Origin of the sequence: Paenibacillus sp. FSL H8-0122, from assembly GCF_038005345.1 — a bacterium.
Lineage (GTDB): Bacteria > Bacillota > Bacilli > Paenibacillales > Paenibacillaceae > Paenibacillus_AQ.
The window spans coordinates 3,944,841-3,959,443 of the sequence record NZ_JBBOTB010000001.1 but is presented as its reverse complement, the minus strand read 5'-3'; the positions used below and the strand labels follow the sequence as shown (position 1 = coordinate 3,959,443).

At 50.5% G+C, this 14,603-nt stretch carries 16 protein-coding genes and 1 tRNA gene; 11 read left to right on the top strand and 6 right to left on the bottom strand.

Features of this window, described 5'->3' with window-relative positions; translation table 11 throughout:
* Positions 1–150 precede the first annotated feature (150 nt).
* The 4 genes from NSS64_RS17195 (at position 151) to NSS64_RS17180 (ending at position 1,808) form a co-directional block, all read left to right on the top strand.
* Positions 151–234, top strand: a tRNA-Leu gene (locus NSS64_RS17195).
* 196 nt (positions 235–430) lie between these two features.
* A complete protein-coding gene (locus NSS64_RS17190) occupies positions 431–973 on the top strand; it encodes a hypothetical protein (RefSeq protein ID WP_341140926.1) in 543 nt (180 codons plus the stop codon).
* A 13-nt stretch (positions 974–986) separates the two neighbouring features.
* Positions 987–1,196 carry a helix-turn-helix domain-containing protein gene (locus NSS64_RS17185; protein ID WP_340941884.1) on the top strand — a complete coding sequence of 70 codons (210 nt, stop codon included), beginning with the start codon at positions 987–989 and terminating at the stop codon, positions 1,194–1,196.
* Between the two features lie 3 nt (positions 1,197–1,199).
* Complete coding sequence (locus NSS64_RS17180) at positions 1,200–1,808, top strand: CPBP family intramembrane glutamic endopeptidase (protein ID WP_341140925.1); 609 nt, start codon at positions 1,200–1,202, stop codon at positions 1,806–1,808.
* Positions 1,809–1,847: 39 nt separating this feature from the next.
* Here the strand turns inward: NSS64_RS17180 and NSS64_RS17175 are convergent, their stop codons facing one another.
* A complete protein-coding gene (locus NSS64_RS17175) occupies positions 1,848–2,348 on the bottom strand; it encodes a TetR/AcrR family transcriptional regulator (RefSeq protein ID WP_341140924.1) in 501 nt (166 codons plus the stop codon).
* 145 nt (positions 2,349–2,493) lie between these two features.
* Here NSS64_RS17175 and NSS64_RS17170 point away from each other — a divergent pair, with 145 nt between their 5' ends.
* The 6 genes from NSS64_RS17170 (at position 2,494) to NSS64_RS17145 (ending at position 9,056) form a co-directional block, all read left to right on the top strand.
* Positions 2,494–3,399 carry a ketopantoate reductase family protein gene (locus NSS64_RS17170; protein WP_341140923.1) on the top strand — a complete coding sequence of 302 codons (906 nt, stop codon included), beginning with the start codon at positions 2,494–2,496 and terminating at the stop codon, positions 3,397–3,399.
* 112 nt (positions 3,400–3,511) lie between these two features.
* Complete coding sequence (locus NSS64_RS17165) at positions 3,512–3,922, top strand: hypothetical protein (protein WP_340826803.1); 411 nt, start codon at positions 3,512–3,514, stop codon at positions 3,920–3,922.
* 225 nt (positions 3,923–4,147) lie between these two features.
* Complete coding sequence (locus tag NSS64_RS17160) at positions 4,148–5,494, top strand: citrate transporter (protein WP_083684870.1); 1,347 nt, start codon at positions 4,148–4,150, stop codon at positions 5,492–5,494.
* Positions 5,495–5,527: 33 nt separating this feature from the next.
* On the top strand, positions 5,528–7,660 hold the full coding sequence (locus NSS64_RS17155; protein WP_341140922.1) for a hydantoinase/oxoprolinase family protein: 2,133 nt from the start codon (positions 5,528–5,530) through the stop codon (positions 7,658–7,660).
* A gap of 35 nt (positions 7,661–7,695) precedes the next feature.
* Positions 7,696–8,379 carry a hypothetical protein gene (locus NSS64_RS17150; protein ID WP_341140921.1) on the top strand — a complete coding sequence of 228 codons (684 nt, stop codon included), beginning with the start codon at positions 7,696–7,698 and terminating at the stop codon, positions 8,377–8,379.
* A 17-nt stretch (positions 8,380–8,396) separates the two neighbouring features.
* Positions 8,397–9,056, top strand: a complete 660-nt coding sequence (locus NSS64_RS17145) for a GntR family transcriptional regulator (protein WP_036725153.1) — start codon at positions 8,397–8,399, stop codon at positions 9,054–9,056.
* Between the two features lie 128 nt (positions 9,057–9,184).
* Here NSS64_RS17145 and NSS64_RS17140 read toward each other — a convergent pair whose 3' ends face one another.
* From NSS64_RS17140 to NSS64_RS17125, 4 genes are all read right to left on the bottom strand, one after another.
* Complete coding sequence (locus tag NSS64_RS17140; protein WP_341140920.1) at positions 9,185–10,333, bottom strand: DUF2812 domain-containing protein; 1,149 nt, start codon at positions 10,331–10,333, stop codon at positions 9,185–9,187.
* Positions 10,330–10,623: a PadR family transcriptional regulator gene (locus NSS64_RS17135; protein WP_235191871.1), complete on the bottom strand. Its 294-nt coding sequence runs from the start codon at positions 10,621–10,623 to the stop codon at positions 10,330–10,332. Before NSS64_RS17135 ends, NSS64_RS17140 begins: the two co-directional genes overlap by 4 nt.
* A 179-nt stretch (positions 10,624–10,802) precedes the next feature.
* Entirely contained in the window at positions 10,803–11,489 is a 687-nt protein-coding gene (locus NSS64_RS17130) for a DUF7002 family protein (RefSeq protein WP_341140919.1), read from the bottom strand.
* Positions 11,486–12,364: a YihY/virulence factor BrkB family protein gene (locus tag NSS64_RS17125; RefSeq protein WP_340941867.1), complete on the bottom strand. Its 879-nt coding sequence runs from the start codon at positions 12,362–12,364 to the stop codon at positions 11,486–11,488. Before NSS64_RS17125 ends, NSS64_RS17130 begins: the two co-directional genes overlap by 4 nt.
* Positions 12,365–12,637: 273 nt before the next feature.
* Between NSS64_RS17125 and NSS64_RS17120 the strand changes: the two genes are divergently transcribed.
* Positions 12,638–13,582, top strand: a complete 945-nt coding sequence (locus NSS64_RS17120) for a hypothetical protein (RefSeq protein WP_341140918.1) — start codon at positions 12,638–12,640, stop codon at positions 13,580–13,582.
* A 116-nt stretch (positions 13,583–13,698) separates the two neighbouring features.
* Here the strand turns inward: NSS64_RS17120 and NSS64_RS17115 are convergent, their stop codons facing one another.
* Positions 13,699–14,559 carry an SDR family NAD(P)-dependent oxidoreductase gene (locus NSS64_RS17115; RefSeq protein WP_341140917.1) on the bottom strand — a complete coding sequence of 287 codons (861 nt, stop codon included), beginning with the start codon at positions 14,557–14,559 and terminating at the stop codon, positions 13,699–13,701.
* Positions 14,560–14,603: the final 44 nt, after the last annotated feature.

Below are 14,603 nucleotides of genomic sequence, written 5' to 3'. Positions count from 1 at the left end.
CTTTGTTCTCATTATACACCGAATCCGCAAATAAAAGCAATATTTTACTTGCAATTTATGGATAGCAATTTGCAATAAAATAAACTTGACTCCATCATTCAGGCATGGTAAGATCTATCTTGTGACTGCGCAAGCAAGTCAACTAAATATGCGGTCATGGCGGAATTGGCAGACGCGCTGGCTTCAGGTGCCAGTGGTAGCAATATCGTGGAGGTTCGAGTCCTCTTGACCGCATCACTATAAACTTTTAAGATCTTGATTCGTCTTCATAGACGTTGTCAAGATCTTTTTTTGCATGCCATTATCATCTTTATAATTCAGAATAACATATTGCCGATGATCATTATTTAATAATAAACATTAAATAATTATTGAAAAACATAAAAAAATCTGTTATATTCTAATCAACCTAATGAGGGAGTTCGATTAGATGAGTATTTTGAGAATCCAGAAGACAAGCAAAGTATTGTCCGTATGCCTGCAGTTGCTTTGTAACATGTTACTTCTAGCCACTCTGGCCATGATTGCTGCAATGGTCTGGCTTGCTGTGCTGTCAGGAGATGGAATTCCGACTGCACTACACAATATGACTCATATTTTTGTCAATAAAGATCATGGTGATTATGCCAAATCCGACCTGATTATTAAATTCAGCGGGGATGTAGCAAGGCTGTGTTTAATCATTTTTGTACTATTTTTAGTGAGGATGATATTTAAGGATATAAGCAGAGACTATACACCGTTTGTTGCCAAGCATACGAAGCGCTTGAAACTGATTTCCTTGTTGATGGCAGGCATAGCCTTTATTCCTGGACTCGTTGAAGTAGTACTGATACAAATAATTGATCCTGTGACGTTTGTGTATGCGTCGTTTGAGCTGTTTTTTGTTTTAGTTGCCATTGTATTTTTTTGTCTAGCTCAAATATTTGAATATGGCAGAATGCTGCAACAGCAATCTGACGAAACCTTGTGAGGATGTATGTGCGATGGCTATTATTTTGAGGCTAGACCGTGTAATGGCGGACCGTAAGATATCCCTGAACGAACTCGCGGATAAGGTGGGCATATCAAATGTGAATCTTTCAAACATTAAAACGGGTAAGATTAGCGCCATTCGCTTCTCTACACTTGATGCGATTTGTAATGTGCTCGATTGCCAGCCAGGTGATATTTTAGAGTTTCGGAGGGAAGAATAGTATATGACTGTTTCAATGATGGTGTCATCCCTTATACAATTAATCCTATTTAGCTTTATACCTCTGGTTTGTTGGTTAATATTCGCAAGAAAGAAGCAGTCTTTTTGGAGCTGGATCGGCTTAAAAGCTCCTGAAATAAAAAAGAAAAATCTATTTTTCATCCTGTTTTTCTCAGGGCTCCTTTTGTTCTTGTCGCTTGGATGGGTAATCATGTTGTTTTTTACCAATGGATCCGACGTTGCTGCATCACAATTTGATGGCTTAGGCGTTGCAGGTATAGCGGCTGCTTTATTCTATGCTTTTGTACAAACTGGTTTGTCTGAAGAGATAGTATTCCGGGGGTTTATCGGAAAAAGGTTGATTTCTGCGGTTGGATTTACGGCAGGGAACTCGGTTCAGGCGGCATTGTTCGGCTGTTTGCACGGAGTTATTTTTTTTTCACATGCCGGATATTTAAATGCCTTAATCATCACACTATTCACTGCTGTAATTGGCTGGTTTATGGGTTACATAAACGAGAAACTAGCAGGAGGATCGATTGTTCCAAGCTGGATTATGCATGGATTGGCCAATTTATTTACGGCGATGATGATGATGTTTAACTTGTTTTAGTAGTATAAGCCGTAATTCCGCTTGAATATAAATTCTCCGCTAACTGGATGAATTCTTCTGGGGTACATCCTTATCTCTTTGAAGCCAAAGACGAAATAAAGAAAGGGTCGTCGTCAGATAGAACTCAATGAAGTACGGCGTTAAGGAGTGGTTTTGCGGAAGGTTCAAGAACTGCTCCATGGGAATTTCTTTTTTCAAGCGGGCTAAGAAACGGGGGCTTCCATAATCGCCCAGAAGGGCATGGAGCGCCAGGAGATGTTCTTTTTTGTCCAGACAAGAGAGCGCATCCTGAACCGAATGCATCGACAGCTCTTTACCGGCTAATTCTGCTTTGATGTCATTGAGCAAGTTATTTTCCACAGCGTCCAGCAATTCGTAAATGTCAGTAAAGTATTGATAAAAGGTGCTGCGGTTATACCCTGACCGGTTGGCGATTTCCTGAATGGAAATTTTCTCAACCGGCTTTTGGCTGTATAGCTCACAAAAAACTTCTATAAACCTTTGTCTTGTTTTCTCCGTGATTTGGGGCTGCTTCTTCATGTGTCCCTCCTGCTGGCGTATAAGATATCATCCGACAGATTTTAAAAAACTGATGATTGATCAAGGAATCCTAAAGCTTTATGATCACATCATACAACATGTTGTTGGATGATTACACAGAAATATGAATCAGCGGGGTGGTAAAATGTCAGCGGTAAAGCAAAACAGAATTCTAATTTTCGGCGCAGGTGTCATCGGAAGCATCTATGCAATGAAGTTTATGGAAGCCGGGTTTGACGTTAGCCTGTTTGCACGTTCGGACAGATTCAGAGCCTTACAAGAAAAAGGTCTGCAATATAATGACAAAGGTACAGTCAGAACGATTCCGGTGAAGGTCATGGATACGCTCGAAAATGACGATATATACGATTTTATTTTCGTTACCGTCCGTTATGACCGGGCCGAATCAGCGTTGCTCGCGCTTAAGGATAATCAAAGCCCGAATATTGTTACGATGACCAATAGCTCCATTGGATTTTCTTCGTGGCGGAGGATTGTCGGGGATCGGCTCCTGCCGGCTTTTCCCGGCTTCGGCGGACAGATCAAAGATGGGGTCCTGTACGCCCGGTTCATGCCCAAGCTTCTAGTGGCTACCACCTTTGGAGAAATGAACGGCGCAGTAACGCAGCGCATCGTAAAGCTCTCACAAGTATTTCAAGCCGCCAAGCTTCCCTACGCTATAAAAAAGAATATGCAGGCGTATCTAATCACACATTCTGTATCAGACATTGCGCTGCTGGGCGGTTTGTATTCCGGACATCGGATGACTGACCCTGTAACACCCGGAACCAGACAGACGGCACGCCAAATAACAGTTACTTTAAAAGCGTATCTAAAGGCAATCCGCAAAGCAGGTGTTGCCGTTGATCCGCCTTTCTTTAAAATAGTCCCTAAACTCCCAAGCTGCATGCTTGATCTTCTCTTCATTGCATGGCTGCGCACGAACATGGTTAAGGATATGCTGCTGCCGGATTATGCGAATGCTGCGAATCAGGAGGTTGTTCAGCTAGAGAATGATCTAACGAAATTTTTAACTATGCAGAACGGCTGATACCGGATAATTGTAATCTGAGCAATTAAAACCTGCAAAAAAGGGTTAAATGTATTACATCGCTGCAGTCTGTACTACTAATTCTGCCTCAATCTTAACCAAGGAGTGAGCAATGATGAGCTGGGATGTATTTATCATGAAAGAGAAATACGATTTTGAAGCGCCGGAGGAAGAACAGCCCCCAATGCCTCCCCTGGGACAACGTGATGAAATCATTGAGAAGCTGACCCGCCGTATACCGAACCTGGATTACCGGGATAAGGCTTGGGGCTTCCTTGAGGGCGAGGGGTATTCGATCGAGTTCAACACAGGTGATGAGGAGCTTGTGAATTCCATCATGCTGCATGTCCGGGGCGGGGGAACGGTGATGGAGACGATCCGGCTGGTCTGTGAGACACTGGAGGCTTATGCGCTGGATACATCGGATTCCGGCTATATCGATTTTGAGCAGCCTGAGCAAGCGGAGCAATCCTGGGAGCAATTTCAGCGGTATCGTGACCAGGTGTTGAAGAATGATAACTAAAGAGGTATATGGAAATCAACAGAGGCACAGGATGGTAATCACCTGCAGCCTCTGTTTTTTTGCTGTGTACAGCCCTCTCAAAATCCTCTGAAATAACGTGCAGAAGGGTATTGACGCCTGAAGATTGATCATGTTAATATTTTCACGTAGCAAACTAACATGTCAGTATATATGAATAGCATGTTAGCATGTTAACTCATTTATCCTACTTCAGGAGGTTATTTTGTGGATGTGGCTAATGTTGTAATCGGTTTCATTATGGTCTTATCGTTTTTTGGATTGGTGTGGTATTGCGTCAAGGGGTATAACCTCATGGTTGGCTTCTTCGTCATGTCGGTGCTGTGGACCTCGATTGCCCTGATCGGAAATAGCATTCATCCTACCTCCGTGATGGAGGGCAAGACTTTCATTGATGTCCTTACCAACGTATTCCAGACAGGGCCGGAGAATTACGGGAAGGCGATCCTGGTTAATATTTTCTTCGGCGCCTTCTTCGGAAGAGTCCTGATCGACACCGGGATTGCTGCTACCCTGATTCGTAAGGTTGTAGAGCTTGGGGGAGACAAACCCAGAATCACCATGTCTCTGCTGTGTATCGTTACCGCTGTAATCTTCACATCCATGACCGGTATCGGCCCGGTAATCTCCATTGCGGTCATCGTGCTGCCGATCATGCTGTCGCTCGGGATTCCTTCACCGATTGCCCTGTTCTCCTTCATGGGCTCAATCATGGCGGGGATTTTCGGGAACATTGTGAACTTTAAGCAATATCAGGCGATATTTGCCACAGCCAATGAGAGTTATGCCAGCTACGACTACAATACATATTTCAAATTCGGCATGATTGCAATGGCTGTGTCCCTGATCGTGGTTCTGGTGGTATCTAACGTGATGATGAACCGGAAGCTCTCCCGGGCCTGGGCGGCAACACCGGATAGCGGAGCTACTGTAGATGCACCTGCTATCTCCTGGATCTCAATCATTCTGCCGGTAGTAGGTGTGGTGGTGCTCAAGGTTCCGATCATTTTTGGATTTATCTTCGCCGCCTTGTTCGCCCTGTTGACCTGCGGTAAGCTGAAGGGCGGTTTTGCAAGCGTTTGCAGAATGCTGTCGAAGCAGTTCGCGGACGGAGCCATAGATGTAGCACCGATGATCGGGTTCCTGCTCACGCTGTCCATGTTCAACAATGCGGCCACCTATGCTTCCCCTTATTTCAAAACCCTGCTGGACGGCGCGATGCCCCAGACCGCGCTGCTCTTATGTATTGTATTTGCAATCCTCACACCGCTAGGCTTCTTCCGCGGCCCGATGAACCTTGTAGGTTCGGGTTCGGCCATCCTGGCCGTCGTGGTGGCAACCGCAGCCTGGCCGGTACAATTCCTCTATCCGCTGTTCGCCATTACTACAGTAGCACCGCAGCATTTGGACGTTACACAGTCCTGGGTTGCCTGGGGCTTCGGCTATACGAAGGTTCCGGCCAAGGAATATATGAAGATGTCGATTCCTACCGGCTGGATCATCGGGATTATTCTCTGCGCGGTTGTGTTCTTCATGTACGGCAATTTGGTGTAGCACTATATTAATGAAGAGAAACGGAGAAATCATATGAGTACAATGGTTAGAATGGGGATCGATGTGGGGGGAACCCATACCAAGGCAGTTGCGATTGACAATTCGACACATGAGATTATCGGCAAATCGTCGGTGAAGACGACGCATGACCATGCCACAGGCGTAGCCGCAGGCGTGGTGAAATGCTTCCAGAATTGCCTGGAGGAGAACAATATCCGTCCGGAGGACGTAGTGTTCGTGGCCCACAGTACCACGCAGGCAACGAATGCGCTGATCGAGGGCGATATTGCCCAGGTGGGCATCATTGGCCTGGCGAAGGGCGGTCTGGAAGGCTGGCTCGCCAAGCGTCAGACCCGGCTTCAGAATATCGACCTGGGCAACGGCAAGGAGATCAAGATCTACAATAGCTTTCTTAATGTTAAAAAAATATCCGAAACCTCTGTGGTGACGGTGATTGACGAATTGAAGCAGCAGGGGGCACAGGTGATTGTGCCTTCGATGGCTTTTGGCGTAGATAACGGGCGGCCCGAGGAACTGGTCTATATAGAAGCAGAGAAAAAAGGCATGCCGACCACCATGGCCTCCGACATCACCAAATTATACGGGCTGACCCGCAGAACGCGGACGGCGGCGATTAATGCAAGCATTCTGCCGAAGATGCTGGATACCGCCAATTCCACAGAGAAGTCTGTGCGGGAGGCCGGGGTCCATGTTCCGCTGATGATTATGAGAGGCGACGGCGGCGTCATGGAGATCAGTGAGATGAAGAAACGGCCTGTGCTGACGATGCTGTCGGGACCGGCGGCTTCAGTCATGGGCTCACTGATGTATCTGAGAGCGTCGAACGGGGTGTACTTCGAGGTCGGCGGCACGACTACCAATATCGGTGTGATCAAAAACGGCCGCCCGGCCATCGACTATTCCATCGTCGGCGGTCATCCGACCTATGTCAATTCCCTGGATGTACGGGTGCTCGGCGTGGCCGGCGGGTCCATGATCCGGGCGAACAAGAGCGGAGTGGTCGATGTCGGACCAAGATCGGCGCATATCGGCGGTCTGGATTATTCGGTATTCACCGATCCGGATCAGATCAAGGGAGCGCAGGTCGAATTCTTTTCTCCGAAGCCGGGTGATCCTGCTGATTATGTGGCCATCCGGCTGGAGAACGGGGAGCGGGTGACGATCACGAACTCCTGCGCGGCGAATGTGCTGGGACTGGTGAAGCCGGAGCACTTCTCCTACGGGAATGTGGAAGCGGCCAGAAGGGCGATACAGGCACTGGCGGATTATTGCGGAACGACGGTAGAGGATATCGCCAAGCAGATTATGGAGAAGGCCTATGCCAAGATCGAGCCGATCATTCTGGCGCTGGCTGAGAAATACAAGCTGGAGAAGGATCAGATCTCCCTCGTCGGCGTGGGCGGCGGAGCGGCTTCGCTGATTGTCTATTTTTCGGAGAAAATGGGCCTGAAATACAGCATCCCCGAGAATGCCGAGGTTATTTCTTCGATCGGAGTTGCCTTGTCGATGGTCCGCGATGTGGTGGAACGGATTATTCCGTCCCCGTCCAAGGAAGTGATTGCCGCCCTGAAGATGGAAGCCTTGAACAAGGCCATCCAGAGCGGAGCGACCCCGGAGAGCATCGAGATTCATATTGACATTGATCCGCAGACTTCCAAGGTGACAGCGATTGCTACCGGTTCCACCGAGGTGAAGACGACTGAGCTGCTGAAGGAATGTGATGAGGCGGAGCTGCGGGAGCTGGCTGCCCAGGATATGCGCATCCCTGTAGAGCGGACGGAGCTGCTGCAGAAGACTAGATATGTTAGTATTTTCGGCGAGAAAATGGATAAAGCCGGTGAAGCTGGCGCGGTTCGCATCCTGGACACCAAGGGCTTCATCAAGGTGCAGAGAGGCCGGGCCATGGCGCTGAAGACAACAGCCGGGGACTATCTCAGCGCGGTCAAGCAGCTGTGGGATGCAATGGCCGTCTACCAGACTGAGCTGATCGCAAGACCCGACTTCTACCTGTGTATCGGCGCACGGGTGATGGACTTTACCGCCTCAGACTTCGAGCAGCTGGAGCTGCTGATGGACATTGAGATATCCACGTTCGAGCCGGACACGGAGGTTATTGTTGTGGCGGCCAATATCAAGCAGAGCTAAGAGCCGCGCGGAAGAACGTGTAGACAGGAGGACGTATGCAAGTAAAGACGAAGCTGGGAGAGCTGTTGAATCCATTGCTGGAGGTTGACGATGAGGCTTGGGGAATGTATGCCTTCAGGAGAGACATCCTGAACCGGCGTATTCCGCCGGAGACGAAGCGGGAAATGCTGAAGCAGGCCAGAGCCTGCGGCACCGAATATGCACAGCGGATGATGCTTGAATATGGGACCTGTGATGTCCGGGTGCTTGCTGAACGTATGAACCTGAAGCTGGAATTCAAGGATGCGCTCATGACCGGCAAGCGTGTGCTGTTCGCTTCCTATACCCCTCCCGACCGGATCGAAATCATGGAAGAACCCTTGCACAGAGCGGCAGAACAGGTGCGGGAGGCGGGTCCAGGTCTAGTTGAACTTTTTCCGCAAGCTGGTATAATGAATACTATCCTTGGCCACGAAATTTATCATTTTGTAGAAGACCGGTTTGCACAGGAAATATACACCCGAACCGAGCGTATTCTGCTGTGGAAGCTGCTGGGCCTTAAGAATTATTCTACAATACGCACCTTAAGTGAAGTTGGAGCCATGGCTTTTACACAGGAGCTGAACAGACTGCGATACTCGCCGTTTATTCTGGATGTTCTGTTGTATTACAGCTACGATTCAGCCAGTGCGGAGACAATAACCCGTGATGTACTAGGAGTGAGTTCAGGGAAGGTGTAGGGAAGCCGTTGAAGATTATGAATAACAGCAATTCACTGAATGATGTAACTTACAATAGAATAAAAGAAGACATCATGAATATGACGCTCGAGCCAGGAATGGATGTCAGTGTGCAGAAGCTGTCTGAACGCTATGGCGTCAGCCGCACACCAGTGCGGGAAGCAGTGGTCCGTCTTCAACAGTCAGGACTGGTGGAAATATATCCTCAGCGCAAAACGGTAGTCTCCAAGATCGATCTGCAACGGGTCCGTGAGGAGTGGTTCATCCGCACCTCGCTTGAATCTGCGGTGATCGATGAGTTCATCCGCAAGTGCAGCGAGCTGGTAGCAGATACGATGCAGGAACTGATTAATAAGCAGAAGAAATATATGGACAAGAAATACTTCAGAGAATTCTATATTAAGGACAACAGGTTCCATCAGCTGATCTTCCAGACGGCCGGGGAAGAATTGTCCTGGTTCACCATTGAAGAGGTAGCGTCCCATTACAACCGTATCCGTCTGCTCTACGGGAAGATGGAGGGGGTGCAGCCGTCCGATATCGATAAGCATGTGAAGATGGTAGCGGCTACCCGCAAGCGGGATGTGGAAGGGATGCGCAAGGTCGTGATGGAGCATTCCAATACGCTGCTGGACCGGGTCCAGAGCATGTCGGGGCAATACCCGCAATTCTTCTGATCATACAAATGACAAGCTTAAAGGCGTATACTGAAGTCTTCTCCGCATGGAGCAGAACTTCCGGTATACGCCTTTTGTTGCGAAAGCACTAAGCTGTCTCTACTTGTGCAGGGCCTTTGCAACAATAGCTATTGCTGCTTGAGCCGCCGGTAATATAGCCAGGTTCTGCCCGCGAACGAGCCGAAGAGCAGAATGGAAAGGAACATAATTGAAATGTTCCACGCCTGGGAAGCGGTGAATTCATCCCGCAGCATGCCATCTATGAAGGCCGACACATTCAGGCTGTAGAGCAGGATCATGGGCAGGAACAGCAGGGTATAGCTGATGGCGATTTTACGTGCGTGCTTCAAGCGGTGTAACGGATCGCTGTAGAGCTCCGGGTATTCGGCATGCTCCGGGTTCTCCCGGCTCCACAGGGTCCATTTCTGCAGAGAGAAGGGAGAACTGTAAAGCCTGGTCCAGCCTGCCTCCTGATGCAGCTCGAAATACCCTTCACCCGCAACGACCTGATAGTCAGCGTGATATTTCATACGGCGCGGACGGCCCTTGCTGAAATGGAACAACGTTCCTCCGAAGCCTACTTTATAGAGATTCCAGCCGTTCAGCTCCTGCTCCTCCAGCCATTGCTCCAGCCGGTCAGGGGCATACATCCAGCCTAACTTCATCCGCGCCATCGTAGTGCCGACGGGCTTCTGCGGTTTGGAGGGCTGCTTCAGCTCCTGATGATCCAATAGAAATACCTTACTGGCAGCCCGGAGCTTCACCATGGAGTAGATTGCAAGAACAAGCAGGGCCAGGGCTCCCGCTGCTGCGGTCCAGGTAACAGCCCACATCGGACTTGGCTGAATGCGAACTGGAGTGTCCTGATTGAAGGTGAGCCCTAGTACAAGCAGTGGAATAAGTGCTATGAGCAGCAAATACACCAGGATTCCCATGAAAAGATAGGAGATGATGCGGTTACGCCTCAGGACATCCTTACGTGAAGGATAGGCGCTAATCTGTGACGGGGACCGGTCATTCTCGTACAGGCTCCACTTTCCTTGCTGTAGCCTCCTGCTCCATCCCTCTGCGGACAGATAAGGAGACATGGATGAATGCTTGGGTGAATGATAAGCCAGCTGATAAGTTAGCAAGGCGGGCTCAGCCTGCCGGAAGGTAAAGCGCCTCAGCAGCAAGTTCCACTCCTCGATTAGCCATCCCTTGCCGGCCATATCGGCCAACCAGGCTTCTGTCCCCGGCAGATCGTAGCTCCAAAAGGGCCGAAATACAGTTCTCATTGAAATTCCTCCTCACTGGTGACGGCGTTGCGGTGAAGTTCCTTTAATCTGCCGATTTCTGCGCGCATGACTTCCTTCCCCAGCTCAGACACCTCGTACACCGTCTTTCTCTCTTCATCGGCAAATACGGTAATGAGCCCATCCTTATTCATCTTGGTCAAGGTTCCATACACCGTACCGGAGCCCAGCCGTAGCCGTCCTTCCGACAGATCATCCACATGCTTGATGATTCCGTATCCATGGCGCGGCTTGGTTAAGGACAACAGAATATAGAAGGCCGTTTCGGTCATGGGGACGTACTTTTTTAGAACCTTTTGTGCTGCGGACACCGCGTTCACCTGCTTCGTCAATTCGTTGTGCCAAGTCATAGCTATAAGAGGATATGTCATGCTGTGACTATGTCATATCATGACTATATCACGTTGCGACATATTATTCAACGATAAGTGAGCGAGCTGAGGCAGCAGAGTTACATTGGCGTAAGAAGCAGGGGCTGACACATTGGCTGCCAGAGCTCAGGTACAAGCTGGGGCTGTGAACAGTAGACCGCCTGTAGATACTGGCTGAGCGGGGCCAGCTTGTCCTCAACGAGCACCTCCTTGATGTCGGACGGCTTGACGGGTATATCTTGTCCGGTGGAGGACATGAATTCGGCTAGGGGAAGCAGCATTGCGCAGCTCTTGCGGTATGACATGCGGTGCGGGAACCTGGGGGAGCTGCCGGAATCGTATTTGGACAGCCTGATGCGGGTGTAGTGACCCGCCAGGACGCTGCGGGCATCGAGCTTCAGCACAGCGAAGACCTCGCCCGGCTCTCTGCGCGAATACATTGCAGCCATTGCGAGGCAATCGCGCCAGGTCGGCCACAGGAACACATGGCGGTCCAGGCAGCGGCGGAATTCCTCCGCCGTTGTCCCCGGAGCCATCGCCTCAGGCGTAATGCGCAGATGGGCATTCAGAATCGTAGCTTGACCAGCATAGCTTACCCGGTGCGCAGCAGTACGCCGCTCTCCGGCTGCATGGGCGGGACTCAGCACCGCAGAGGAATAGATGGCGTCAAGGGCAGCCATGGCGGGCAGATTCACTGCCCGGGTGAAGTGATAGAAGGAGGTACGGATCGGGCTTTTGGTCATGGCGTCAATCAGGGAGGGGTTCATGGGAGCTTCTGCCCTTTGAAGGAGCTGAAGGGCATACTCTTCACCTTGCGGTTCAGCAGGACCGCATTGATCTCGCCTCCGGCCAGGATGATAAATGAGCTGATATACAGCCAGATTAGCAGCACTGTTACGCCTCCGAGACTGCCGTAGGTTTTGGAGAAATCACTGAATTGATTGACATATACCGAGAACAGGATCGAGGTCGTAATCCAGCCGATGGTGGTGAACAACGCCCCAGGCATAACCTCCCGCAGCGCCAGTCTCCGGCTGGGAGCGATCCAGTACAGCAGGGTGAAGACGATGAACATCACGAGCAGCGGAACCAGGTATTGCAGCAGATCCCACAGCTTCTGGAATCCATAAGGAAGGTCAACCAGCAGGAAGACTTGCGTCTTGAGCCAGCTGCCAAGGACCAATAGCAGAATGCTGAGCAATACGACGAACCCGATCGTCAAGGTAGCGAGCAGGGCGATCCCCCGGATTTTCCAGAACACTCTGCTCTCGTCAATCTCGTAGGCACGGTTCAGCCCCTTGATGATCGCATTGATTCCTTTGGAGGCGGCCCACAGGGTAGCCAGCATCCCGAAGGACAACAGTGTCTGGCTGCGTCCGGCGGATACATCCTGCAGAATCTCTTCTATGATAGAGATGGCTTCGGCGGGCATGATCTGCTCCAGCTGCTCTATATTTTTCTCAAGAGAGATATTCGCATACCCGATCAGGGTCATGATGAAGATCAGAAAAGGAAACAGGGACAGGATTAAATAATAGGTCAGCTGCGCAGCGATGCCCTGGACATCATCGTCGTTGATTTTCACCCATAGCTGCTTGATGAACTTGAAAGTGCCTCTTCTACTGCCTGAAGTGCTGTTCATAAGACCCTCCTTCATGAATTCCCGGATAGACTGACATGGCAGCCAAATCGTTCCATATATATGTATACCCGTTAAAATATCCTTTAGTCCGTTAAGCTTAGTTTTATTGTAACATACGGGGATTCGATGGATTTTGAACAGTGAAAATTCAAGCAGGAAATTCACTTGTATTATACTGGAAAACTCTTAGAATAGTAGTAAAGATAACTACCCAAGGCTGTTAAGGTCTGCCGGTTAAGGGACTTCATCAAACCTACTATAAGGAGATTGCCCATGAAGCTGCTGCTGGAGGATTACGAGGGAATCAGGCGCTGGATGTACCGCAATGCCCGTCCGCTGGACCTGGCGAGATGGAGATTTCACTTTGAGGGCGGCGGGTCTGCGCCGGTACTGGAAGCGCTGTCCGCCTACCAGAATGAGGATGGGGGCTTCGGCCATGCCCTGGAAGCGGACGCGTGGAATCCGCATTCCACGCCCATTCAGACCGCTACGGCGGTGGAGAGGCTGCTGGAGCTGGAATTTGCAGATAACGGGCATCCGCTGGTGGAGGGAATTCTGAAATACCTGGACAGCGGTGCGGATATGGATGGCCGAACGTGGAGGAATGTCGTAGCTTCCAATAATGATTATCCTCATGCCCCCTGGTGGCATACAAGCTCGGACAGTACTTCCCGCAGTATGTATAATCCGACAGCTATTCTGGCCGGATTCATTCTGAAGGCTGCTCCGAAGGATAGCGGGCTGTATGCCACCGGACTAGGGATTGCCCGTGAGCTGACGGAGCTTTTCCTGCGTGATCCAGCTATTGAGATGCACCCGCTGAAATGCGTGGATACGCTGCTGCATTGCATCACCTGGGCCGGGCTGCAGGAGCACTTCCCCTATGTGGAGCTGCACAAATCCTTCAAAGAACAGAGCGCACGGCTGATCAGCCGCGATGAGGGGAATTGGAACGGGTATGGCTGCAGGCCGTCAGCGTTCATCCATTCGCCGCATAGTCCCGGATACGCTGAACTCGGCGGGCTGCTGCACCAGGAGCTGGATTATCTGCTGGAGACCCGAAATGCCGCAGGCGTCTGGGAGCTGACCTGGAGCTGGGAAGGATATGAACGCGAGTTTGCTGTCAGTGAGAACTGGTGGAAGGCGCATATCGTGATTGAGAATTTGCGGCTGCTGCGGGAATTCGGACGAATGGCGGAGCTGCCGGGGATTGACTAGGAATTGAATTTACCTTGAAAAAATAATGCAGCGCATGTTAAGCCACAGCTCTCCGGATGGAGGGGCTGTGGCTTGAGTTCGTACCGGATGCTTGCAAAGGCAGCAGACAGAAGCCGTTACTGTGCTCTATCCGTTTGAACAAATTCCTGCTCGTAAATGGCCTGCACGTCCTTAAGGATACGGCTGCTATGCTCTGTGAATTTCAGCGGTCGTACCTGATTCTTGATCAGGAAGACACCGGACTTGCCGCTGTGTTCGCCCAGAGCCGCCTGATACAGCAGGCCTGCCCCGTGGGTAGGCTCGGGAAAGAACAAGCGCGTAATGGGCTTTAACCACAGCGGGATACCGGATTTTTTGCCGCTGCGAAGGGTGTTGTTGCCGCCGGGATCGGCGCTCCGGATCAGGATGCCTTCAGCTGCAAGCGCCGGGGCTACCGCCTCTGTCCACAAGGACATGGCGCGCTTGGTGTCGGCATACGGGCCGGTCAGCATCTGAAATTTCGCCGGATGCTCCAGTGAAGCCGGGTCGAAGCTGCGCTTCATCATAAAAGCATTAGAGGACGTATTCACGACCGTGCGGAGCGTGCCTTGCAGCAGGAGCGGCTTCAGCTCCATCGTAATGATGTACGGAACCACCGTCTGCAGCTCATAATGCAGCTCACGCCCTTGCTTGGACAAGAGTAACTCGGGGAAGCTGCCCCCGGCATTATTGAACAGGAGGTCAAGGTGCGCTTCGTGGCGGTTAATATCCTGCAAGGCACTCCGTAATTGGCCAAAATCGCTTAAATCAGCCTTATAGATTCTTAGCTGCCCGCTGCTGAGCGCCTGCCCGATGAGCGGGTCATCTTCAGCAAAAGCTGAGCGGATCAGTGCGAGCACCTCCCAGCCTTCGTCCAGCATCCGGCGGGTCAAGGCCAGTCCGATGCCATGATTTGCTCCAGTGATCAGCGCTGTGCGGGGGGGATGCGTTATGTTCATTATAATTGCTCCTTCGGATTTGATTAGGTGAATGGTGTCCATTC